The 21,049-nt window shown below is 72.6% G+C and carries 21 protein-coding genes; 4 read left to right on the forward strand and 17 right to left on the reverse strand.

Annotated features, from left to right (window positions below; all coding sequences use genetic code 11):
- Positions 1–4: 4 nt before the first annotated feature.
- The 4 genes from OHA99_RS37165 to OHA99_RS37180 form a co-directional block, all read right to left on the reverse strand.
- Entirely contained in the window at positions 5–280 is a 276-nt protein-coding gene (locus OHA99_RS37165) for a phosphopantetheine-binding protein (RefSeq protein ID WP_007389976.1), read from the reverse strand.
- 78 nt (positions 281–358) lie between these two features.
- The gene (locus OHA99_RS37170; RefSeq protein WP_007389977.1) at positions 359–688 is read right to left on the reverse strand and encodes a TcmI family type II polyketide cyclase; all 330 of its coding nucleotides are present in this window, start codon (positions 686–688) and stop codon (positions 359–361) included.
- Between the two features lie 77 nt (positions 689–765).
- Positions 766–1,461 carry an antibiotic biosynthesis monooxygenase gene (locus tag OHA99_RS37175; RefSeq protein WP_153182524.1) on the reverse strand — a complete coding sequence of 232 codons (696 nt, stop codon included), beginning with the start codon at positions 1,459–1,461 and terminating at the stop codon, positions 766–768.
- Between the two features lie 85 nt (positions 1,462–1,546).
- Positions 1,547–3,034, reverse strand: a complete 1,488-nt coding sequence (locus OHA99_RS37180) for an FAD-dependent monooxygenase (RefSeq protein WP_153182523.1) — start codon at positions 3,032–3,034, stop codon at positions 1,547–1,549.
- A gap of 165 nt (positions 3,035–3,199) precedes the next feature.
- On the opposite strand from OHA99_RS37180, the gene OHA99_RS37185 reads away from it, so the two are divergent.
- Complete coding sequence (locus tag OHA99_RS37185; RefSeq protein WP_054102547.1) at positions 3,200–3,667, forward strand: nuclear transport factor 2 family protein; 468 nt, start codon at positions 3,200–3,202, stop codon at positions 3,665–3,667.
- Positions 3,668–3,677: 10 nt separating this feature from the next.
- Here the strand turns inward: OHA99_RS37185 and OHA99_RS37190 are convergent, their stop codons facing one another.
- The 3 genes from OHA99_RS37190 to OHA99_RS37200 all read right to left on the reverse strand — a co-directional run bounded on the left by OHA99_RS37190 (position 3,678) and on the right by OHA99_RS37200 (position 7,847).
- A complete protein-coding gene (locus OHA99_RS37190; RefSeq protein WP_331723864.1) occupies positions 3,678–4,685 on the reverse strand; it encodes a 4'-phosphopantetheinyl transferase superfamily protein in 1,008 nt (335 codons plus the stop codon).
- A 298-nt stretch (positions 4,686–4,983) separates the two neighbouring features.
- Positions 4,984–6,798 (reverse strand): acyl-CoA dehydrogenase, encoded by a 1,815-nt coding sequence (locus tag OHA99_RS37195; protein WP_331723865.1) that lies wholly within the window; start codon positions 6,796–6,798, stop codon positions 4,984–4,986.
- A gap of 92 nt (positions 6,799–6,890) precedes the next feature.
- Positions 6,891–7,847 (reverse strand): SRPBCC family protein, encoded by a 957-nt coding sequence (locus tag OHA99_RS37200; RefSeq protein WP_366473758.1) that lies wholly within the window; start codon positions 7,845–7,847, stop codon positions 6,891–6,893.
- Between the two features lie 395 nt (positions 7,848–8,242).
- Between OHA99_RS37200 and OHA99_RS37205 the strand changes: the two genes are divergently transcribed.
- Both OHA99_RS37205 and OHA99_RS37210 read left to right on the forward strand, forming a co-directional pair.
- Positions 8,243–9,541 carry an MFS transporter gene (locus OHA99_RS37205; RefSeq protein ID WP_331723867.1) on the forward strand — a complete coding sequence of 433 codons (1,299 nt, stop codon included), beginning with the start codon at positions 8,243–8,245 and terminating at the stop codon, positions 9,539–9,541.
- 134 nt (positions 9,542–9,675) lie between these two features.
- Positions 9,676–9,900 (forward strand): DUF6059 family protein, encoded by a 225-nt coding sequence (locus OHA99_RS37210; RefSeq protein WP_087793180.1) that lies wholly within the window; start codon positions 9,676–9,678, stop codon positions 9,898–9,900.
- Positions 9,901–9,939: 39 nt separating this feature from the next.
- Here the strand turns inward: OHA99_RS37210 and OHA99_RS37215 are convergent, their stop codons facing one another.
- The 5 genes from OHA99_RS37215 to OHA99_RS37235 form a co-directional block, all read right to left on the reverse strand.
- On the reverse strand, positions 9,940–10,761 hold the full coding sequence (locus OHA99_RS37215; protein WP_007387423.1) for an AfsR/SARP family transcriptional regulator: 822 nt from the start codon (positions 10,759–10,761) through the stop codon (positions 9,940–9,942).
- A 496-nt stretch (positions 10,762–11,257) separates the two neighbouring features.
- Positions 11,258–12,088 carry an AfsR/SARP family transcriptional regulator gene (locus OHA99_RS37220; protein ID WP_153182520.1) on the reverse strand — a complete coding sequence of 277 codons (831 nt, stop codon included), beginning with the start codon at positions 12,086–12,088 and terminating at the stop codon, positions 11,258–11,260.
- Positions 12,089–12,428: 340 nt separating this feature from the next.
- Positions 12,429–13,055, reverse strand: a complete 627-nt coding sequence (locus OHA99_RS37225; RefSeq protein WP_331723868.1) for a ScbR family autoregulator-binding transcription factor — start codon at positions 13,053–13,055, stop codon at positions 12,429–12,431.
- Between the two features lie 13 nt (positions 13,056–13,068).
- Complete coding sequence (locus tag OHA99_RS37230) at positions 13,069–14,664, reverse strand: acyl-CoA carboxylase subunit beta (RefSeq protein WP_405699207.1); 1,596 nt, start codon at positions 14,662–14,664, stop codon at positions 13,069–13,071.
- A 142-nt stretch (positions 14,665–14,806) separates the two neighbouring features.
- On the reverse strand, positions 14,807–15,016 hold the full coding sequence (locus tag OHA99_RS37235; RefSeq protein ID WP_153182517.1) for an acyl-CoA carboxylase epsilon subunit: 210 nt from the start codon (positions 15,014–15,016) through the stop codon (positions 14,807–14,809).
- A 354-nt stretch (positions 15,017–15,370) separates the two neighbouring features.
- Here OHA99_RS37235 and OHA99_RS37240 point away from each other — a divergent pair, with 354 nt between their 5' ends.
- Entirely contained in the window at positions 15,371–16,300 is a 930-nt protein-coding gene (locus OHA99_RS37240; RefSeq protein ID WP_240469310.1) for a ScbA/BarX family gamma-butyrolactone biosynthesis protein, read from the forward strand.
- 186 nt (positions 16,301–16,486) lie between these two features.
- On the opposite strand, the gene OHA99_RS37245 is transcribed toward OHA99_RS37240, so the two are convergent.
- The 5 genes from OHA99_RS37245 to OHA99_RS37265 form a co-directional block, all read right to left on the reverse strand.
- Positions 16,487–17,617 (reverse strand): hypothetical protein, encoded by a 1,131-nt coding sequence (locus OHA99_RS37245; RefSeq protein ID WP_331723870.1) that lies wholly within the window; start codon positions 17,615–17,617, stop codon positions 16,487–16,489.
- The gene (locus OHA99_RS37250) at positions 17,614–18,543 is read right to left on the reverse strand and encodes a lactate/malate family dehydrogenase (RefSeq protein ID WP_331723871.1); all 930 of its coding nucleotides are present in this window, start codon (positions 18,541–18,543) and stop codon (positions 17,614–17,616) included. Before OHA99_RS37250 ends, OHA99_RS37245 begins: the two co-directional genes overlap by 4 nt.
- Positions 18,540–19,751, reverse strand: a complete 1,212-nt coding sequence (locus OHA99_RS37255) for a hypothetical protein (RefSeq protein WP_331723872.1) — start codon at positions 19,749–19,751, stop codon at positions 18,540–18,542. The genes OHA99_RS37250 and OHA99_RS37255 overlap by 4 nt, the downstream gene beginning before the upstream one ends.
- Before the next feature lie 128 nt (positions 19,752–19,879).
- Positions 19,880–20,371: an ATP-binding protein gene (locus OHA99_RS37260; protein WP_381386225.1), complete on the reverse strand. Its 492-nt coding sequence runs from the start codon at positions 20,369–20,371 to the stop codon at positions 19,880–19,882.
- Positions 20,372–20,417: 46 nt separating this feature from the next.
- Positions 20,418–20,879 carry a hypothetical protein gene (locus OHA99_RS37265; RefSeq protein ID WP_331723874.1) on the reverse strand — a complete coding sequence of 154 codons (462 nt, stop codon included), beginning with the start codon at positions 20,877–20,879 and terminating at the stop codon, positions 20,418–20,420.
- Positions 20,880–21,049: the final 170 nt, after the last annotated feature.

Here is a 21,049-nt window from a genome sequence, read left to right on the forward strand (position 1 = left end):
CCTCTCAGGCGGCCTGTGCCCCGGACAGGGACAGCTGGGCGTTGACGACGTCGATCAGGTCGCGCGGCGTGACGTCGTCGCCGAGGTCGTCGTCGTCCAGGACGATGTCGTACTCGCGCTCGATGCGGCCGCCGGTCTCCAGCAGTGCGATGGACTCGTAGCCGAGCACCTCGAACGTGGTGTCCAGGATGTCTCCGGCGAGGTCGACGTTCTCGTCCGCGCCCGCGGCCTCGATGAGGATCCGCCTCAGGTCGTCGAGGGTGAACTGGATACTGGCCATGGGGTACTTCCTTCGGTTCTCGCCGGCGCTCGGGCCCCGGCTGATCGTCACTGGTGGGCCGGGCGGCGCACCGCCCGTTCAGGCGGAGGCCTCCCACCGGTAGAAGCGCTGTGCCATGGCGTCGGCCGGGGAACGCCAGGTCGCCGGGTCGTAGGGGTCGATGAACGGTTTGAGGTCGTCGCTGATCCGCACGAAGCGCGGGTCGTCCTTGGCGCCCTGGATCAGCTCGCCGCCGTTGTCCTCGTCGAAGTCCTGCAGGTGGAAGTACAGGCCGTTGAAGGCGAACAGCTGGCGCCGCCGGGTGCCCATGCGGTGCGGCATGTCCGTCGCGTCGAAGTCGCCGAACAGCTGGGCGACGTCCGCGCTCGAACCGGGCGCCATGCGGGCCACGATCAGCGTGCTGTGCATAGGTCTTCGCTCCTTGGCAAGGTCCGGTGGGCCGGCTCCCGGCGGGGAGGCGCCATATCGGCCGGCGGGGAGGCGCGCTACTCGCCGGCGGCGCGCGTGTGCACGACGCGGTAGGTGTTCGTGTCGGACTCGACGGCCAGCTCGGCGATGCGCTCGTCGTTGGTGCGGCGGGGCCGGGGCTTGCGCTCGTGCGGCAGGTCGCGGAAGGCCTCGTAGCTCTCCCTGCTGTCCCACTGCGCGTAGACGACGGCGAAGGCGCCCTCGACGAACATGGCGCGCAGGCCCTTGAAGACGCTGTGCGAGCGGTAGCCGGGGACGTTCACGAGCCAGTCCTGGCCCTCGCCGAGCAGCTTGACCAGCTCGGCCTGGTCGGCGTCGCCGACCCGGTGGACCTCGATGACCGTGTAGTCGTCGCGGTCCGGGGAGACCTCGGCGGCGTCCCCGAGGCCGGGGCGGGTCTGGGAGAAGACGATCTCGTTCTGGAGCAGCCGGATGGCCGTGGTGATCTCGCGGAAGACGGGCAGCGTCCGGTGCTTGAACTCCTCGCCGGCGTACCGCTTCTCCAGGTCCTCGCCGCTGCGCCACTGGATCAGGTTGGCGGTCCCGGGGGTGTCCTGCCCGGCGTGCACGGTGGAGGAGATCCATCCCTCGTAGGTGGCCGCGTCGACGATCTTCCCCATCTCGGTGAGCAGCTGCTCCTGGTGCTCGGGGGTGTCGGTGGTGAACAGGTTGAGGACGGTCAGGTAGTTGTCCTCGGTGGAGATGATCGGCATGGTTCCTTCGCTTCCTTCGCTTCCTCGGGACTCGGGACGGACTCCTGACGGAGTCGGGACGTGGGTGCGGGTCGGGCGGGGCCGGTCAGGCGGCCGGGCCGAACCAGCGGGCGAGCGCGTCGGCGAGCGGCGTGCTCGTGGCGCCGGCGGCGGGACCGTCCCCGGCGCCGCCCACCCAGGCGACGTAGCCGTCGGGGCGGACGAGGATGCCGTCGAGGCCGCAGTCGCCGTCGGGGCCCGACACGGTGACGGTGTCGACCCGGTCCGACCAGCCCTCGGCCGCGGCGCGCAGCGCGGCGCCGCCGGCGAGGTCGAGCAGCAGGCCGCGCCCCGGCTCCAGGAGGGAGAAGACGCTCCGCTTCACGCCGTCGCGGGTGATCTCCTTGTCCTCCAGGCGGCGGCCGAGCAGCGGGTGGCCCTCGCAGCCGACGTCGTGCCGGATGTCGAGGCCGGTGACCATGCCGACCAGGTGGCGCTGCACCTCCTCGTGCCGCGCCAGCTCGGTGAACACCTGGCGCAGCGGCCCGGCCTCGTCGCCGCCGAGGTAGAGGGTGCGCTGGGCGAGGGTGTTGGCGAGGATGCGGGCGCCGACCGGGTGGCGTTCGGCGTGGTAGGTGTCGAGCAGTCCCTCGGGGGCCAGACCCTTGATGTCCAGGGCGAGCTTCCAGCCGAGGTTCACGGCGTCCTGGATGCCGGCGCTCATGCCCTGGGCGCCGATCGGCAGGTGGATGTGTGCGGCGTCGCCGGCGACGAAGACGCGGCCCCTGCGGTACTCGGCGGCCTGGCGGCTGACGTCGGTGGTGGAGGAGACCCACAGCGGCGTGGCGCCGCTGATGTCCTCGCCGGACAGGCGCTGGAAGGCCTCGGCGACCTCTTCGAAGGTGATCGGGCCCGGGGTGGTGCGCATCGGCTGGGCGCGGTCGTAGTAGATGACGCGGCTGCGGTCCGGGCCGAGCGGCAGCACCATGACCATGCCGCCGGGCACCGGTTCGCCGCTGAAGCGCGGGCGCAGCTGTACGCCGGTGATGTCGGCGAAGCGCAGTTCGACGGTGGGCTCGGTGCCGGGGAAGTCGATGCCGGCGGCGGTGCGCACGACGCTGCGGGCGCCGTCGCAGCCGACGACGTGGCGGGCGCGGAGCGTGCCGGTGCCGTCCGGGGTGGCCGTGTGGACGTCGACGCCGTCGTCGTCCTGCTCGACGCCGGTGACCTCGACGCCGCGCCGCACCTCGACGCCGCGCTCGGCGAGCACGCCGGCGAGCATCGCCTCGGTCCGCGACTGGGGGATGCCGCGGGCGCCGTACGAGCCGTTCGGAAGGACCCGGAAGTCGAGCGGCACGCCGCCGAAATGACCGAAGGGAATGACATCGACGTCACCGAGGCGGGAAATGAGTCCGCGTTGCGCGAATTCCTCGATCGTGCGCGCGGAAAAGCCGAGGGCGCGGGATTCCCTGATGGGTTCGGAAAGCCGGTCGAGGACCAGGGCGGAGACTCCGTTGAGACTCAACTCGCCCGCGAGCATGAGTCCGGTGGGACCTGCTCCGACTATGATCACGTCCGCGTCAAAGGTGTCCATCTGCCCTCTTCCGACTGGTGTTTGATGAGTATCGCCGGACCACGGAGAAACGGTAAAGCGGGTGCGGTACAGGCTTTGCGCAATCCACTACAGAACTCTGTCGGCAATGTCAGATCTCTGGCAGGAATCTGGTCCGGCGGGCACGGTCGGCGCCATGCTCGGGCAGTGACTTCCAACCATTCGCCCGCCGTTTCGGCCACGGTCGCCGAATCCACCGACGCCGCCCTGGTCGCGGAGCTCCTGGGCCGCTACCTGGTCACCCTCGACGACGAGGAGCCCGACGACGCGTGGGCCCGCGGCCTGTTCACCGAGGACGCGGTCGTCACCTTCCCGATGAGCCGCCACGAGGGGCGCGCCGGGCTCGCCGAGTGGCACCGCGCCTCGCTCGCGGCGTTCGCGCGCACCCAGCACCTGGGCTCGCCGGCGGTGGTCACCGTCAGCGGCGACCGGGCCGTGCTGCGCGCCAACGTGCTGACCACCCACGTCCACCACCCCGGCGGCGACCGGCCGCCGCTGTTCCGCGCGGGCACGCTGGTGCGCGGCGGGGCGCGCAGGACGGCTGCCGGGTGGCGGCTGGACGAGCTGTCGTTCACGGTCCAGTTCACCGAGGGCCGGCCCCCGGCGCGGGACTGACCGGCCGCGCTCAGAAGTCCGCGACGGGGCCCCGCTCCCCGGGCGGGCCCTGGTCGCCGCCCGGGCCCTGCTCCCCCGGCGGGGTCATCGCGGTGAGCAGCCGCCGGTCCAGCATGGTGCCGACCGAGGTGTCGCCGTCCGGGTCGAGCCCGGCGTCGTGGCACGCCGTGCTGACCAGATAGCGGCCGAGCACCGGGTGGGTGGCGAACGCCCACTCCTCGCCGGCGGCCGCGGCGCCGCCGGGGGTGCGCAGGCCGCCCTCGCCGAGTCCGAAGCCGAACTCGGTGAAGGCCAGCCGCATGCCCTGCCCGAGCGCCTTGGTGTACGCCTCCTTCAGCGTCCACAGCCGCAGCACGCACGCCGCCTGCTCCTCCCGCGCCAGCGCGGACAGCTCGGCGGCCTCGGCCGGGGTGCACATCCGGCCGCGCATCAGGTCCAGGTCGAAGCGCCGGTCGGCACACTCGGCGTCCAGACCGATCCGGCCCACCCGGCTGATCCCCACGGCCATCAGCTCGCCGGTGTGCGTCAGGGCCACCTCGATCTGGTCGAGGCCACGCAGGTAGGGGCGGCCGCCGAGCTGGTAGGCGATGTCGATGTCCTCCGGCCCGATGCCGAGCGCGGCCGCCGCGGTGTACTTGATGAGCAGCCGGGACGCGGCGAACCGGCAGCGGACCGCCGGGTCGCGGGTCGCCGTGTACCGGTTCCAGTCCTGCCCGAGCAGGGGCCGCAGCCGCGGCGTGGTGAGCACCGCGGGGAACCACTCGGTCCAGGTCGCGTACGCCACCGTGACCCCGCGGTCCAGCAGGTCCTCCCGCAGCGGCAGCCACGAGCTGTCCGGACGCGGCACGTGCACGGGCGGCGCGACGGCACGGCCGTGCGCGGTGACGACGACACCGAGGTCGCCCAGCCGCCGCAGGGTACCGAGCACCCCACCGGCGTCCCGGGCGTCGATGTCGTCCGTGACCGGCCCGCCGCCCTCTCCGACCACCGAGACCACCGAGACCTCGTCGTGCCCCACCGCACCCACCTCCTCGGGCCGCCCTACGGGCGACCCATGCGTCTCCCTGCACCGCCGGTCCGTCCCCACGGCCCGCCGGTCCCTCTCCACGGGTCGCCGATCCGGCGCCTCGGACTGGCGGTCCGAGACCATGGACCGACAACCGGCTCCCCGGACCGCCAGTCCGACACCACGGGTCGCCGTCTTGCCTCCACGGGCTCTCGGTCCGCGCCCATGGGCTCCCGGTCCGATGTCGTCAAGGCCCCAGCCCCCCGGCCCGGCACCGGCGGAGCCGAATCGTTTCTGTCGAGGTCGGGACTCACGCGAGCCGCATTCCGTAGAGGTCGAAGCTGCGTCCGTCGCGGTAGCGGTCCACGAGGCGGGCCGCGAGGTCGCGGGCGACGCCGTCCGGCAGGTCGGGCACCTCCAGGCCGAGGCGGCGGCCGAACCGGGTCAGGGCGAGCAGCGCCCAGTCGGGCTCGGCGAGCAGACCCCCGTCCCCGGCCGCGGGGCCGGCGTTCTCGCGGACGGCGAGGCAGGAGGCGGCGGCGATCAGCAGGCAGTACCGGTCGACGAGGACGTACGCGGCCGGGGCGAGGCCCCCGGTGTCCGGGCGTCCCAGGAGCGCGGCGCACCGCTCGCCGAGGTGGCGCACCTCGGTGGCGAAGACGCGGGCGAGGTCGGCGAGCGCCGCCCACCGGGGGCCGCGCCCGCGCTCGCCGTCGAGCCGGGCGGCGGCGCCGAGCAGCGCGGCGAGCAGCCCGTCGCAGCCGTTGTGCGGGTCGCGGGGCTCGGCGTCGAGCCGCCGGAAGTCGAGGGCGGCCTCCTCGGCGCCGGGCGTGAACAGCGCCGCGGGCGCCTCGTGCCCCGGCTCGCCGCTCCGGGCGGTGTGGGCGAGGGTGCGCAGGTGGGGGACGAGCACGGCCTGGGTGTCGGCGGTGCCCGCGTGTCCGAGTCCGGCCACCGGCAGGTCGCGCACGAGCTTCTGGAAGCCGCCGTAGGTGGGGCCCCGGTCGTAGCCCCGGGCGCCGAGCACCGCGGCGAGTTCGTCGAGGTCCTCGTGGAGCAGCGCGGACACGGCGTACTTGACGGCCGCGGAGGGGACGAGCGCGTGCTCGGGCGCCAGGTCGAGCAGCCGCAGCCCCGCGACGGCGAGGCTGTCGCAGGCCAGCAGGTCGGCGAAGACCCCGGCGAGCACCCGGCCGCGACGGCCGTGCAGCACCAGGCCGCGGCGGGACTCGCCGGCCGCCCGGACGGCGTAGCGCAGCGCGCTGTCCATCCCGCCGACCAGGGCGCCGCCGGACACCAGGGCCCGGCTGACCTGGAAGGTGCGCAGGGCCAGCGAGACCCCCTCGCCCTGCCGTCCGACGAGGGCGTCGGCGGGCACGGGGCAGTGCGTGAGCTCGAGTCCGGCGTAGTGGGCGCCGCGCATGCCGTGGGTGCGGGCGCGGGGCAGCCGCCGTACGGCGCGGGCCGGGAGCCGGCCGGTGTCGAGCAGGAACACGGAGTGGCTGTCCGGGCCGTCGCCGGGCGCGGTACGGACGTAGGAGACGAAGACGTCGGCGCGGTCGGCGTTGATGACGACCTCCTTGCGGCCGTCCACCACGTAGCCGCCGCCGGGTACCCCGCGCGCGGTGTACTCGCCGCGCAGGATCGCGTTGGCGTGGGCGAACTCGCGGTGCAGGATGGTGAACCGGCCGCCGCCGAGCAGCCGCAGCGCGGTGTCGCGGCGCTGCCGCTCGTCACCGGCGGTCCACACCACGGACGCGGCGAACAGGGCGGTCATGCCGGCGCCGAAGCCGAGCGCCACGTCGCGCCGGAAGACCGGCCGCAGCACCTGGGCGAGCCCCTCGACACCGGTGAGCCGTCCGCCCAGGTCCCGCGGCACGAACTCGGCGGCGAGACCGAAGCGGTGGAGCAGTTCCTCGGTGGCCGCGGGGACCTCGCGCCGTTCGTCGGCGGCGAGCAGCGCCTGCTGGCCGTGCGGGTTGCCGGCGTCGAAGGGGTCGCCGAGCAGGTCCTCGACGTACCGGGCCCGGGCCGGCCCGTCACCGGGCACCCGGAGGGCACGGGGGCCGGCGGGCGGCCCCGCGGTCAGGGACGTGCCGGCACCCGCGGTCAGGCTGTCGTTCACTGGGACCTCCAGCTTCAGCCCGTCCGGCGGGTGCGGACGGGCGCGTGCGGCACAGGGGCACGGCGTACGGGGTTTCACCGGCGGGTGCGGGCTCAGGTTCCGTGTGCGGCCAGTGCCCCCTCGGCGTGCTCCTTGGCCAGCCGCAGCGCGGCGGCGCTCTCCCGGGCGAGCCGTGCGCGCAGCGCCTCCCGAGCGAGACGCACCGCGTCCGCGCCGTCGCCGTACCGCTCGCGCACGCCGTCCTCGTCGAGCACCGCGTGGTGCCGCGCGACGACGGTGACGCCCGTCCCCCAGGGCTCGGGCTCGACCGACCACTCCCCCGCGTGCGCGGCCAGCAGCGCGGGCTGCTCGCTGTCCCGGACGTCCTTGTAGACGATGCGCCCGGCGTGCGGGAAGCCGATCCGGACCGATTCGGTCGTCCGCGCGGTGCCGTCGGCACCGTTCAGGCGCACGGTCATCAACTGCACCCCGGGCGCCTGCTCGGCGATGTCGATGCCGGTGGCGCCGGGCACCGCGTCCGGCCGGTCGCCGAAGCGGTGCAGGAAGTCGTACACCGGCTCGACCGGCGCGTCGACGCGGGTCGTGTCCTCGAAGGACAGGACGAGGTCGTCGAGGCGGCGCCAGCGCTCGGCGAGCCCGCGCAGATTGGCGAGGGCGGCGCGGCTGTTGGCGGTGGTGGCCCGCCTGACCCAGTCGACGTCGGCGCGCGCGTTGCCGTCCACCGAGAAGTCGTTGCGCAGCGTGACGAGGGACCGCTCGGGGCCCCGCGGCTCGACGGACCAGCTGCCGCCCATGGAGGTCACCGGCCGGGGCAGCACCTCCTGGCGGAAGTCGACGCGGTGGGCCACGGGGTCGAGGACGCGTCGCGTCGTCCAGGACCTGATCTCGTCGTTGGCGGTGACCCACATCCTCAGCCGTTCCGACTCGCCGTCGAACTCGAGCTGTTCGACGTGGACGGTGGGCGGCAGGAAGACCGGCCAGCGCAGGGCGTCGGCGATCAGGCCGTAGAGCACGCCGGCCGGTGCGTCCACCTCCGTGTGCTGGGCCATACGGTGCACGGGCGCGAGATACATCCGCCACACCCCTCTCGTCTCGGACGTCCCGGGGCCGGGCGGACGGCCATGGGACGCCGCGACCCGCCGGCCCGTACAGGCTCGCCATGGACTGTGTCCTGATCCGGTGGAGGACGGCTCGCCCGTTCCTCGAACCCCGCTCGAACCCGCAGCGCGGAACGGCGCCCCCGCACCGCCGACGACCGGGCCCGACCCCGGCTCGATCCGCACCCGACCGCGCCCTGTCCCGCGGCGGCGACAACGGTCCACGACCGTCCCGGCGTTGCGCGGCCGTTGGGGCGCTGCCCGGCCGTCCCGGAGCTGCGCGGCCGTTTGGGCGGTCCGCCGAACGATGACTACTCTGAGCGGCTTCACACCTGCGGGAGGTTCGGTTGTCGGTACGGGGGAGGGTGCCCGGGCAGGGCTTCCGGTGGTTGTGGGGCGCCTACACGGTCAGCGCTGCGGGCAGCGCCGTCGGCATGGGGGCGCTGCCGCTGGTCGCCCTCCTGGTGCTGGACTGCTCGCCGTTCCAGGTCTCCCTGCTCGCCGCGCTGTCCGCGGTGGCCAGCGGGGTGATCGCCCTGCCGCTCGGTGTGCACATCGAGCACCGGTACAAGCGGCCGGTCATGGTCACCGCCGATCTGGCCCGCGGTGCGGTGCTGGCGAGCGTTCCCGTCGCCATGGCCTTCGGCACGCTCACCTTCGCCCACCTGTGTGCCGTCGGCATCCTCCAGACGGCGGCGTCCGTCGCGTTCGACGCGGCGAGCGGGGCGCACCTGAAGACACTGGTCCCGCCCGAGCACCGGCTGCACGCCAACAGCCTGTTCGAGACGACCAGATGGGTCAGCGTCAGCGCGGGACCGCCCGCCGGCGGACTCCTGATCGGGGCCCTGGGCGCGGCCGCCACGCTGGCGGCCGACGCGCTGTCCTTCCTCGGGTCGGCCCTGTGCATCCGCCGTATCCGGCAGCCCGAGCCCGCGCCACCGGCCCGCGCCACCGGCTCCCGACCGGGCCGCGGCATCGCCGCCGGCTGGCGGTACCTCCTGCGGCACCCGGGGCTGCGGCCGCTGTTCTTCAACTCGCTGCTCTTCGGCGGAGCCGTCATGATGACCTCCCCGCTGATGGCCGTCCTCATGCTGGACGACCTGGGACTGGCACCGTGGCAGTACGGGCTCGCGCTGGGACTGCCGTGCCTGGGCGGGGTGCTGGGGTCGCGCCTGACCCCGCCGCTCACCCGGCGGTGGGGGCCGCGCCGCGTCCTGCTGCTGTCCGGCGTGGCGCGCTCGCTGTGGACGGTGCTGCTGCCCCTGACGCCGTCCGGCGCCCTCGGCGTGTGCGTCATCGTGGCCGTCGACTTCGGCCTGCTCTTCTCGGCCGGGGTCTTCAACCCGTCGTTCACGACCTACCGCATGGCGGCCACGCCGGACGCGTTCATGGCCCGGGTCGCCACCTCCTGGTCCGTCGGCCAGAAGACGTGCCAGGCCGCCTTCATGATCGCCGGTGGAGTCGTCGCCGCGGCGGCGGGGGTGCGCGGCGCCCTGCTCGTCGCCGGGCTGCTGTGCCTGGCGAGCGCGCTGCTCCTGCCGTGGCGGCAGAGGCCCCTCCCCGACGGGGAGGTCCCCGCCCCCGCGACGGAGGCGCCCGCGCCGGCTCCGGCTCCGGCTCCGGCCGCGGAGAGCCCCTCCGCGTAGGGCCCCTCCGCGTAGGGCCCCTTCACGTACAGGCCCCGCTCCACCCGGTCTCGAGCGCACGTCGGCCGGTTCTCGAGCGGGCCGACCCAGCCTGACCGGGCGGTGTCGACGATCCTCGGCCCGAAGGAGGCGTGATGGTGTTCGCCCGGCGTGTGCGGCGGCTGGCCCGTGCCCTGATGACCGACGTCTGGCAGTGCCTGGTCGCCGTCGGCGCCACCCAGCTCGCGGGCGAGACGGCCCGTTCCGGCGCCCGTCCGGTGGACGTGCCGCCGCCCGGCCATCCCGAACGGCTGCGCCCCGACCTGCCGTTGACGGCACTGGAGCGCGCCCTGCTGAGAGACATGGGCCGGGTGGGCTGACGGCCGCGGGACGAGCACCGCAGGGTGTGTACCGCGTTGTCAGGCCGCGTACAGGTCGAAGGTGGAGCTGCGCCGGGGCCCGGCCGCCAGGTCCAGCTGGGGGTCGACGGCGAGGATCGCCTGGTGCAGCCGCTGCAACTGCGGTGAGGGCTCCACGCCCAGCTCGTCCACCAGGCGGCGGCGCAGCCGGTGGTAGACGTCGAGTGCCCCCGCCTGCCGGCCGGAGCGGTACAGCGCCACCATGGCCTGCGAGTGCAGCCCTTCGTGCTCGGGGTGCCGGGCGGTCAGGTCCATCAGTTCGGCGGTGACCTCCGCGTGCCGGCCGATCCTGAGGTCCGCGTCGATGCGGCGCTCCCGCGTGACCAGCCGGCTCTCCTCCAGCCGCATCGCCTCTATCTCGAGGACCGGGCCGACGGGTACGTCGACCAGCGCGGGCCCCTGCCACAGGTTCAGCGCGTCGCGGTAGGTGCGGGCGGCCCGTTCGTCCTCGCCGTGCTCGAAGGCCTGCTGGCCCTCGAGGACGAGGCGTTCGTACTCGTGGACGTCGACCGCGTCGGCCGGTATCTGGAGCAGGTAGCCGCCGTGCCGGGTGGCGAGCACGTCCTTGGCGGTGCCGGGGGCCCCGGGGCCCATGGCGGTGCCGAGCCGGCGCCGCAGCTGGAGTATGTAGGTCTGCAACGTGGTGAGGGCGCTCTGCGGCAGATCGGTGCCCCAGATCTCCTCCATCAGCGTGGGCACGGGCATGACCCGGCCCGGATAGAGGGCGAGCAGCGCGAGGATCTGGCGTGGTTTGCCGGCCGTCGGAACAATCGACATGCCGTTGACGTCGGCACTCAGTGGACCCAGAACACGAATCTTCATGGTTTCCCTCCCCGTACCACGACGGCTGAACCCGGTTTCCGAGCCGGTGTGCGAATCGGCACCCGAGGTTCGTCGATATTGCGCCACTCGGGGGCCGATGTCCTCGCCGCGCGACGTATGCACGAGGCGCACCGGATCCGGCCACGACACCGCCCTCGGAAATCGTCGAGGGGTCTTCGAGCCGTCGTGTTGCGTCGTCGCGCCGGGTTTTCCCGGCGCGTCCTTGACGTGCGACTGACCGTGCGACCGACTGTGCGACGGACCGTCGCGGAGGAATTCCGTCGATCGCCTTTCGCGGTGGTCCCCTTGCGCCCGGAAGAACGGAGAGGGCCCCTGTGGAACGGCTCCGGGCGTCCGGGAGAAACGCTGGAGCCGTACTCGCGCGCGCCACCGCCATCCGCCGCGCGCGCCACGGCCGTGGTCCACGCGGGTACGGGCGTGGGTGCGGGTGCTGGCGCGAGTGCGGGTACGCGCGCCGCTGCGGAGGTACGGCGCGTCAGCCCACCGGGGCGGCCACGGCCCGGCCGGTGGCATCCCCGCCGCGGGCCGCGACGGCCTCCGGGGCGGCCGTCAGGATCGAGCGCTGAAGCCGGCTGATCATCGCCGAGGGCTCCAGACCCAGCTCGCGTACGAGGGTGGTGCGCAGCCGCTGGTACACGCTGAGGGCCTCGCCGCGCCGGCCGGAGCGGTGCAGGGCCACCATGAACTGGCCGTGCAGGCTCTCGTGCATCTGGTGCCGGTTGACGAGCACGGTCAGCTCGGACAGCAGCTCGCGGTGGCGGCCCAGCCGCAGATCGGCCTCGATGCGCTGGTCCAGCGCGCACAACCGCGCCTCCTCCAGGCGCTTGACCTCGAGGCCGATACGGCTGCCCGCGGTCACGTCGGCGAGCGCGGAGCCCGTCCACAGCGTCAGCGCCTCCCGCAGCCGCCGGGCGGCGCCGGTGAAGTCCTCGGCGTCCATGGCCCGGTAGCCCGACCCGGCCTGCTGCTCGAACTCACGGAAGTCGATCCGGCCGCCGCGGGTGTCCAGGCGGTAGCCCCCGGGGAGGGTGACCAGGAGGTCCTTGGCGGTGACGCCCTCCTCCCCCGCCTTGGCCAGCGCCTCGCCGATCAGCTCCCGCAGCTGGAGCACGTACGTCTGAAGGGTGGTGCGTGCGCTGCGCGGCGGCTCGTCGTCCCACAGCTCCTCGATCAGGGAAGAGACCTGGACCACTCGGTCGGCGTGCAGGGCGAGCAGGGCCAGCACCTGCCGCGGCTTGGGAGCCGTCGGTGTGATCGAGATGCCGTGCTCGCGGACTGACAGCGCGCCCAGAACTTCGATGTCCACTGTCTTTTCCCCCTTGTGTCCATGCCGGGTTGCATACGGATCCAGGCCGTGAGGGCCGCCGCTGGTGCGCCAGGACGGCGCTCGACGACTCCGGCTAGAACACGATTAAAAAAACAGCACAGTCGGTTTGTCAATGGGAAGGACGTATGTCGACCCGCACGAGTCGCTTTTTCCTGGGTTTTTGGTCGCCCTGGCGGGCCAACAGCCCCGATTTAAAGGCAGTTTGGATCATCAGCAAGGCCGGGCAGGCCGCACGGCGGGTGCCGTCACGGCACCCGCCCCGATGGTCCACCTGAAGACAAAAGGGATAATTAGCAGCCTTAACAAACCACGCGGTCTGTTATGGTCGTACGTGGGGCCTGCTCCCGGCCGCCACGAGGTCGCCGAGGACGGAGGGATCGGCCAGCCGGGGCAGCAGCAGCCGCCAGAACCTGGTGATCGTGCGATGGGAGAGCCATTCCGGGTCCTGCGGGCCCAGCACCTCGAATCCGGTGGTCGCGGCCACCACGGACGTCGCCGCGTCCTCGGGCTTGACCTGGTTGAGCACGCCTTCGCCGGCGGCGCGCTTCAGCGCCCCCTCGACCCACCGGTGCCACTGCTGGTACAACCCCGGCCCGCCCTCGCGGACCTGGTCCCGGCTCAGCTCGAACCCGGCCCGCAGCACCACGTCCGCGGTGAGCATGCGGGCCAGTTCGTGCGAGGTGTTCACCAGCAGCTGGAGGGCGTTGGCGGCCTCGTCCTCATGGACCGTGACGATGTGCGCCAGCCGCTCCGCCGCCGCCTCCTCCACCGCGTCGGCCAGGGCCGCCTTGCTGGCGAAGTGGAAGTGGAGCGCCCCGTTGCTCACTCCGGCCAGCGAGCTGATCGCCGTGAGGGAGGCCACGCTGAAGCCGTCCCGGTCGAAGACCGTGGCGGCCGAGTTGATCAGCGCCTCGCGGGTGCGCAGCGCTCGCTCCTGTTTGACCATTCAAAGTGCTCCATTATTGCGGCGGGTTGCCGTGCTTGCGGGAGGGCAGGTCGGCGTGCTTGGTGCGGAGCATCGCGAGGGAGCCGATGAGCACCTCTCGGGTCTCCGCGGGGTCGATGACGTCGTCGACCAGGCCGCGTTCGGCCGCGTAGTACGGGTGCATCAGCTCGGACCTGTACTCCTTGACCATGCGCGCCCGCATGGCCTCGGGGTCCTCGGCCTCCGCGATCTGCCGGCGGAAGATGACGCCCGCGGCGCCCTCGGCGCCCATGACGGCGATCTCGTTGGTCGGCCAGGCGTAGGTGAGGTCGGCGCCGATGGACTGGCTGTCCATGACGATGTAGGCGCCGCCGTACGCCTTGCGCAGGATGAGCGAGATGCGCGGCACGGTCGCGTTGCAGTAGGCGTACAGCAGTTTGGCTCCGTGCCGGATGATGCCGCCGTGCTCCTGGTCCACACCCGGCAAGAACCCCGGTACGTCCAGGAGCGTCACGATCGGGATGCTGAAGGCGTCACACATCTGGACAAACCGGGCGGCCTTCTCGCTGGCCTCGATGTCCAGGACGCCGGCGAGGACCTGCGGCTGGTTGGCGACGATGCCGACGACCTGGCCGTCGAGGCGGGCCAGGGCGCAGACGATGTTGCGGGCCCAGCGCTCGTGGACCTCGAGGTACTCGCCGTCGTCGACCAGCTCCTCGATCACCCTGGCCATGTCGTACGGCCGGTTGCCGTCCGCCGGGACCAGGTCGAGGAGCACCTCGGAGCGCCGGGTCTGCGGATCGGCGCACGGGACGCGGGGCGGGTTCTCCCGGTTGTTCTGCGGGAGGAGGGAGAGGAGGTAGCGGACCTCGGCGAGGCAGGTCTCCTCGTCGTCGTAGGCGAAGTGGCTGACGCCGGAGGTCTCGGCGTGGACGTCGGCGCCGCCCAGGCCGTTCTGGGTGATCTCCTCGCCGGTGACGGCCTTGACGACGTCCGGGCCGGTGATGAACATCTGCGAGGTGTCGCGGACCATGAAGACGAAGTCGGTCAGGGCGGGGCTGTAGGCCGCGCCGCCCGCGCACGGGCCGAGCATCACGCTGATCTGCGGGATGACCCCGGACGCCCTCGTGTTGCGCTGGAAGATCCCGCCGTACCCGGCGAGCGCGGAGACGCCCTCCTGGATGCGGGCGCCCGCGCCGTCGTTCAGCGAGACCAGCGGGGCACCGGCCGCGATGGCCATGTCCATGATCTTGTGGATCTTCGTCGCGTGCGCCTCGCCCAGCGCACCGCCGAAGATCCGGAAGTCGTGCGCGTAGACGAAGACCGTGCGCCCCTCCACCGTCCCCCAGCCGGTGATCACACCGTCGGTGTACGGCTTCTTCGCCTCCAGACCGAACCCGGTCGCCCGGTGCCGCCGCAGCTGCTCGACCTCACGGAAGGAATCGGGGTCCAGAAGCAGCTCGATGCGCTCACGTGCCGTCAGCTTGCCCTTGGCGTGCTGCGCCGCCGTCGCCTTCTCGCTCGGCCCGGCCAGCGCCTGCGCACGGATCCCGTGCAACTCGGCCACGCATCCGCGGCCGCCCGACAGGTGCGCGGACACCTGAGGAACGTCGTTGAGGACTGTCACGATGCCTCCTCCCTCATGAGCGCGGCCGACAGGGCCCCTCAGGTTAACAAACCGTCTATGCGGTTTATAAGAGGGGCGTGTGGCACGCGCATGAATAAGCCCTGGTAAGTGCTGCCGGGCCGGTGCCCGGTGGGTCCGGTGGGCCCTATCGCCAGCAGTGGGGCGAGCGGTAGGCCTCGCCGGACCGGTCCGCCCGCCGCCACGACGGATGACCGGAGGGCTCCGGAGCCTCGTCCGCCGCCGCCCGCCCGGCCAGTACGGAGCACAGCACCACGGCCAGCGCGGCCAGCTCGTCCGCGTCGGCCCGACCGCGTTCGATGCGCAACGCGGGCCCCGTGACGCCGGATTCACCCATGTCGGCTCCTCTCCACCCCGGCCACCGTGCGGCACACCGCTACAGGAGGGCCTCAGCACCGCTCGAGGAACGCTGGGGCGGCGGCCGCACGGCGGCGGGGCCGCACGCCGGCGCTCCGTGAGGCATGAGCTGGAGAAACACCGGAGCAGGGTCGACCCCGCCGGAACCCACCCGTACGTCCCCGCAGGGCGACTCGGAACGTTCCTGGGCGGAGGCTGCAATTCCTCTGGAAATCAAACCGGTTGGTCTTTACTTTATGGGCCTCCGCACCACATCCGATCTCACTCTGGGGGAGCGATGACCGCGAGCACGTTTCGGATGGAAGGTCCGTCGATCGAGCAGGCGGCGGAAGCCATGACTCAACCCTCCCGGGCGGCACTGCGGCAGGGCCCCGTGTCCACCACCGTCCCCAGGGAGCTGGTGCACCGCGCGGCTGTCGCCGAGGTCATGCTCACCGACTGGCAGCGGCTGGACGACACGCACTTCGCGATGGCCGCGCAGTGGCCGCGGAGCCACAGCTTCTTCACCCCCGTGGGGGTGCACCACGACCCGCTGATCGCCGCTGAAACGATCCGTCAGGTCGGCGCCCTGCTCGCCCACGCCGAGTTCGGCGTCCCCTTCGGCAACCAGTTCCTGATGGAGAACCTCACGCTCACGATGCGTCCCGAGGAGACGCGGATCGACTGGACACCGGCCGCACTGGACCTCGACGTCACCTGTACGGAGGTCCGCAGGCGCGGCTGCCGGCTGTCCGGCCTGACGTACGAGACGACGGTCCTGCGCGAGGGGCGGCCCGCCGGGTGGGGGCGGATCTCCTTCACCACCCTCGCCCCGGCCGTGTACCGGCGGCTGCGTCCCCCGCACGTGTTCGACGCCGGGCACCGGCCGATCCCGCTGACGGCTCCGGTGGCGCCGCAGAGCGTGGGGCGCCTGTCCCCCTCCGACGTGGTGCTCTCCCCCACGGGAGACCCGGGGCGCTGGCAACTGCGCGTGGACACCCGGCACCCGGTCCTCTTCGACCACCGGGTCGACCACGTTCCCGGCATGGTCCTGCTCGAGGCCGCCCGCCAGGCGGCGACCGCGGTCCTGGCCAGACCCTCGATCCTGCCGGTCGGCCTCGAGTGCGAGTTCACCAAGTACGCGGAGCTGGACCAGCCCTGCCTGATCGACGCCGTACGCCTTCCCGCGTCCGGCCCCGACGCCCCGGAGTCGGTCCTGGTCACCGGCCGACAGGACGGCCGGCCCGTCTTCAGCACCACCGTGACGGCCGCACCGGAGGCCTGACGGCCACACGTCCCCGAGTCCCCTGAGGCCCGCCCGCGTCGCCCCTTCCCGGGGCGGACGCGGGACGGGCCCGAGGCGCCCCGGCCGCAGACCCGGCGGTGCGCACAGGGCCGTTGGCGCCGGGCGACAGAGGACGGGGCGGGCCCCGACGGAGTTTCCGCTGGGGCCCGCACGCTCATGGTCGGATCAGGCGCAGCCGGTGACCTTCGCAAGGAAGTCCGCGTTCGCTGTCACGTCGTGGCCGAGGACGACCGCGTGATGCGGCAGCCCGGAGAGGAGCCGGCCGACGCTCTGCCGTGCCGCCCGCGTACCGCCGCCGTCGAAGCCGACAAGACCGAAGACATCCGGGTAGCGGTCCTCCGTCTTCCCGATCATGAAGTCGTCGTCACCCACGGTGCGGCTGGTCTCTTCGACGGCCGGGCCCGCGCCAGCCACCACACGAGGGAAGACCAGCACGGCGGCCTCGCCCTCGGTCGCCAGGGGCACGCCGAACCAGTCCGTGAACTGGTTCGGCCACACCTGCGCCTTCAGCTCCTTGCCGCGCTCCCACAACGGCGTGCGGTCCCCGGTCAGCAGAGCCTCCGTCACTCGCCAGTCCTGTGTCGGATGCAGCGCCTCGCCTGCCTCCAGGCGCTCCCGGGCCGTGTCGAACCAGCCCAGCCCTTCCAGCAGGCCGAGGCCGACGGCCGCCGCCGACGGCCATGGCAGGACGTCGACGCCACCCTGTTCGTTGGGCCGCACGAAGACCCTGTCGTTGGCGAGGAGACCGAGGCCGTGGCGGGACGCCAGGGCGAAAGCGGTCGTCGTCTTGCCCGCGCCCTTTCCACCGAACGTCAGGATCACGCGTCCGTCGTGGACAACCGCCGAAGCGTGGAGCACCGCCCAGCCGTTCCGCAGCAGCAGGCCCCGCATCATCTCCCGGGCCAGGCGGGCGGTCGCCGTGGCGACGTCCTCAGTGACGCGGCCGATGACGTCCAGCCGCAGAGCCCCCGGCTCCGACCGATACGCGAGCGCACCCTCCGGTGACACGGCGCGGATCACTCCGTCGGACGCGTTGCCCGCGAGGAGCAGTTGTTCCCGCGCATAGGTCGTGCTCGTGTGCGGGGACCGCGTCACGCCCAGGGCGAGGGCGTCGTACTCGCTGTCGTCCACGGTGCCCACGACCAGGGCTTCGGCGCACACACTCACAGGGTCGACCTCGGCGGCCTTCCACCAGGTGCCGAAGTAGCGGGCAGACCAGTCGGTGACGGCCTGCTCGGCGGAGACGACGGTCACGGCCGCGCCAGCGCTTTCCAGGCGTACGGCGTGGGTGCTCATGGTGATTTCCTCCCGGATGGAGACGGTTGCAGCGGAACACCGCGCGCTGCCTGATAGGCGGCACGCAGCTTGGTACGAGACGCCTCCAACTGCCGGTCCTCAACGGGGTCCAGCGGAGGCGAGAACGGTACGGGGTCACCCCCGGTGAAGCGCACGGGAATTCCGCACCAGTCACCCGCATGCGGGGCACACAGTTCGGTTGTGCCGTCTTCGGCGCCGAGGGCCAGGCGGAGGGCAGACACCACCGCGCCGGCGGGCCCGCACCGGGTGCGTCCGATACCGATGTTGATCCGGCCAGGGCGCCGGTCCAGCTCGTCGCGTACCTGCTGAAGGGGCACGGGCACCGACTGGTCGTTGACGAGGGTCGACGAGGCGCAGACGACGGACGTGTCCCCGTGCTCCCCGATGACGCGCCCGGACACGGCGTCAGCCGGAACGCCCAGCAGTCGGCCGAGGGTGAGCCGGTAGCGAGCGCTGTCCAAGCTGGATCCGATCCCGAACACCCTGCTGCAGCCGGACTCCTCGGCGAACCATCTCGTCATCAGGTCCACCGGATTGGTCACCACCAGCACCGTGCCCGGGTATCCGCTGAGCTGCTCGGCGAGGTCCCGAACCACCGGAGCGTTTGCCTGGATGCCGCCCATCCGGACATCCGTACTGCGCGTGTTCGCGAACTGCGCCCGGACAGCAATGACCACCGCGGCGCACGCCCGCAGGTCCTCGGCCTCGGCCGCACCTGGCAGGACCGGCGAGCCCAAGGCGGTCCGCATGTCGTCGAGGTCGTCTGCCAGGGCCTGGGCCTGCTCGATAGTGCGGGAGGTGACGAGGAGCCGTCCGCACAGCCCTGCCGCGACCAGCGCCCCGCCGACCGCTTGCCCGACTGCCCCCGCGCCGAAGACACCGACCGATGGCACCAGGGGCGTCATGCGATCGCCTCCACGATCCGGGCGAGCGTACGGTCCCCGCGCCCCCGCCTTCCGGTGGGGCCCATGAGGTCGGCGCTCACGGCGTCCACCAGCGAGCACACCGGCACGGCCCGCCTGACCACGGCCGCGCCCAGGGCGGGCAGCGGCAGTGCCGCGGGGGCCGACAGATACGTCGTGACGATGTTCAGGGTGTCCATCAGCCACAGCACCAGCAGGTGACGCAGCATCGCCTGCCGGTCCGCGAGGGAAAGGTGCCCCAGGTGGGACCGGGCGGACGCAGCGAGGCCGTCGAGGATGAGCCGTGCGGTTCCCGGGTCCCTCTGCTGCGCGGTGATGAACAGGACGGTACGGCTGAGGAGCTTGGCCATGTCGACGATCGGCGTCGCCCGCAGCAGGCCCGGGTCCACGAGGACGGGCCGCACTTCCGGGCCCTCCGGGAAGAGCACGTGCTCCGGCTTCAGGTCGCCGTACGCCAAGGTTGTCCCGGCCGCTGCGGGCAGCGTCTCCCGCAGGGCGAGGAGTCGTCGTACGCTGACCCGCACGAGTTCCGCGACCAGCTCGCTCTCTCCACGCCACTGCTCGGCGTTGAGCTGGACGACGCACGGGGCGGCTCCGTCACCGTCGAACTTGCGGCAGAAAGTGCCGAAGATGCTGCGCTCGTTGATGGCCGCGCCGGGGCCCAGCCGCCGCGCGGTGCCCGGCCGGTGCAGTGGGCGCAGCTCGGCGAGGCAGCGGCCCACCAGGGCGCTGGTCTCCTCTGGCTGCGTGAGGAGGAGTTCTCCCAGGGTCGGGCCCGCAACGGCCTCCGTGAAGAGGACCCCGTCCCGCGCGCCGGCCACCGTGCACACGCGGGGACCGTTCAAGCCGTCCAGGACCAGGAGCTGCGCCGCCTCTCGCACCATGAGGCTGTCCTGCCGCCGCACGTAGTCTCGTTGAGCCTCACGGACGGCGGGCCAGCTTCCGACCTTGCCGCGCAGCAGGGAGACGAGGGACACACCCAGCAGCGAGGTCTTGGCGTACAGGGCGCGGTCCCCGACGCGGAGGCGGTGTACGTACCCGGTGACGCTGGGCACCTGCGCCTCCAGGACGACCAATTCGTCCGGCCAGAGCCCGTCGGCTGCCCGGTGTATGAGCGCTGCGGAATGGACGAAGACCTCGGCCACGGTCGGCCGTGCGAGGTCTGGATCGGCATAAGCACCTGTGATCACGACAAGAGCCTCCTGTTGGAGTTCGTGAGTACATCCCGGCGATTGGCCGGAAGGTGGTCCGCCCCAGCTCCGATGAGGGGAGCCCACGGGTTGGTCTGGGGCCGGGGCGGGGTCTGATGGGTGCGCCGTCAGCGCGGCGCGGTCAGGCCGAGGAAGACGGCGCCAGCCACCGCGGCGAGTATCAGGACGTATACGACCTGGGCGATGCCCGTGCCGTACATCGGCACCTCGGTGGCGGGCGGCTCGGGCACGGGCGTGGCCGCCAGGTCAGCCCACACGCTCTTGCCCCAGTTCAACCGGTCGGTGCCCCACCGTTCGGCGAGCACGTCGACGAGGGCCAGGCCCCGGCCGTGGTCCTCGTCATCGTCCGGGTCTGCCACCCTGGGCAGGACGCGGCTGCGGTCGGTGACCGCGACGCGGACCCTGCCCGGCCCTGGCCGACTGACGGTGATCCGGTAGGCAGAGCAGCGCGCGTGCAGGACCGCGTTCGTGGCCAGCTCGGACGCGACCAGCTCGGCCGTGTCGGTGAGGTCGGGCAGCTCCCACTCGTCCAAGGCCGCGCGCACGAACTCTCGGACTTCCGGCACCGACGTGGCGTCCCGCAGAAAGGACTTCGTCATCGTCGGCGAGCCGTCCTCGGCCAAGCGCCGGTGGCCCGCCAGCACGTCAAGCACCGGTCCGCATCGCCGCACGGAAGCGCCCTAAGGACACCATCTGCTTCACCGCGTCCGGCTGGCACACCACGCCGGGGCCGTCCGGTTCGAACAACCAGCACGATCGGGCATGCCTCGACGCGCGGAGCACCGGCACGCCCAGACGGCTGTTTTCGTCGAGGTACTCGGTGTCGGGTGCCCGCCATTCACCCGCCTTGGAGGCGACGGGGCGGCAGACGTGGTTCGATGAACCGTCCACGAAGGCCGGCCCGCCGAGAAGCGCCTCGGGCGGGTAGGCCGCGATCATGATCCGGCGCTCGGTGCCTGCGGCGGCCTCGACGATCACCAGCGGGACACGGACCGCGCCGAACGACCGGCCGCAGCGCAGAAGGGCGACACCGTCTCTGTGCCACTGCTGTCGGGCGATCTCTTCGTCGTCGGCCGCCTTCAGCAGCCGCTGCTCGACGGCGCGCATGCGATCCGCTCCGCCAACGACCACGCAGGTGCCAGGCCACTCACTCAACACCACTGGCCTTGGGGGTTCTTGGGTACGCTCCGCCACGGCGGCGACTCCTCAACAGTCGTCCAACCCTGGGTCGGCCGACACACCACGGCCGCCCGGGGTACTAACACGCACAGAGTGGA

The sequence above is a fragment of the Streptomyces coelicoflavus genome (assembly GCF_045041415.1).
GTDB classification, from domain to species: domain Bacteria; phylum Actinomycetota; class Actinomycetes; order Streptomycetales; family Streptomycetaceae; genus Streptomyces; species Streptomyces coelicoflavus.

Bases quoted from the DNA above. Each gene is read 5' to 3' on its own strand.
- OHA99_RS37200 (WP_366473758.1), bottom strand. From the start codon at position 7,847: ATGGCCCAGCACACGGAGGTGGACGCACCGGCCGGCGTGCTCTACGGC.
- OHA99_RS37250 (WP_331723871.1), bottom strand. From the start codon at position 18,543: ATGACGCCCCTGGTGCCATCGGTCGGTGTCTTCGGCGCGGGGGCAGTC.
- OHA99_RS37175 (WP_153182524.1), bottom strand. From the start codon at position 1,461: ATGCCGATCATCTCCACCGAGGACAACTACCTGACCGTCCTCAACCTG.
- OHA99_RS37210 (WP_087793180.1), top strand. From the start codon at position 9,676: ATGGTGTTCGCCCGGCGTGTGCGGCGGCTGGCCCGTGCCCTGATGACC.
- OHA99_RS37180 (WP_153182523.1), bottom strand. From the start codon at position 3,034: ATGGACACCTTTGACGCGGACGTGATCATAGTCGGAGCAGGTCCCACC.
- OHA99_RS37265 (WP_331723874.1), bottom strand. From the start codon at position 20,879: ATGCGCGCCGTCGAGCAGCGGCTGCTGAAGGCGGCCGACGACGAAGAG.
- OHA99_RS37170 (WP_007389977.1), bottom strand. From the start codon at position 688: ATGCACAGCACGCTGATCGTGGCCCGCATGGCGCCCGGTTCGAGCGCG.
- OHA99_RS37260 (WP_381386225.1), bottom strand. From the start codon at position 20,371: ATGACGAAGTCCTTTCTGCGGGACGCCACGTCGGTGCCGGAAGTCCGA.
- OHA99_RS37225 (WP_331723868.1), bottom strand. From the start codon at position 13,055: ATGGTCAAACAGGAGCGAGCGCTGCGCACCCGCGAGGCGCTGATCAAC.
- OHA99_RS37235 (WP_153182517.1), bottom strand. From the start codon at position 15,016: ATGGGTGAATCCGGCGTCACGGGGCCCGCGTTGCGCATCGAACGCGGT.
- OHA99_RS37245 (WP_331723870.1), bottom strand. From the start codon at position 17,617: ATGAGCACCCACGCCGTACGCCTGGAAAGCGCTGGCGCGGCCGTGACC.
- OHA99_RS37215 (WP_007387423.1), bottom strand. From the start codon at position 10,761: ATGAAGATTCGTGTTCTGGGTCCACTGAGTGCCGACGTCAACGGCATG.
- OHA99_RS37165 (WP_007389976.1), bottom strand. From the start codon at position 280: ATGGCCAGTATCCAGTTCACCCTCGACGACCTGAGGCGGATCCTCATC.
- OHA99_RS37240 (WP_240469310.1), top strand. From the start codon at position 15,371: ATGACTCAACCCTCCCGGGCGGCACTGCGGCAGGGCCCCGTGTCCACC.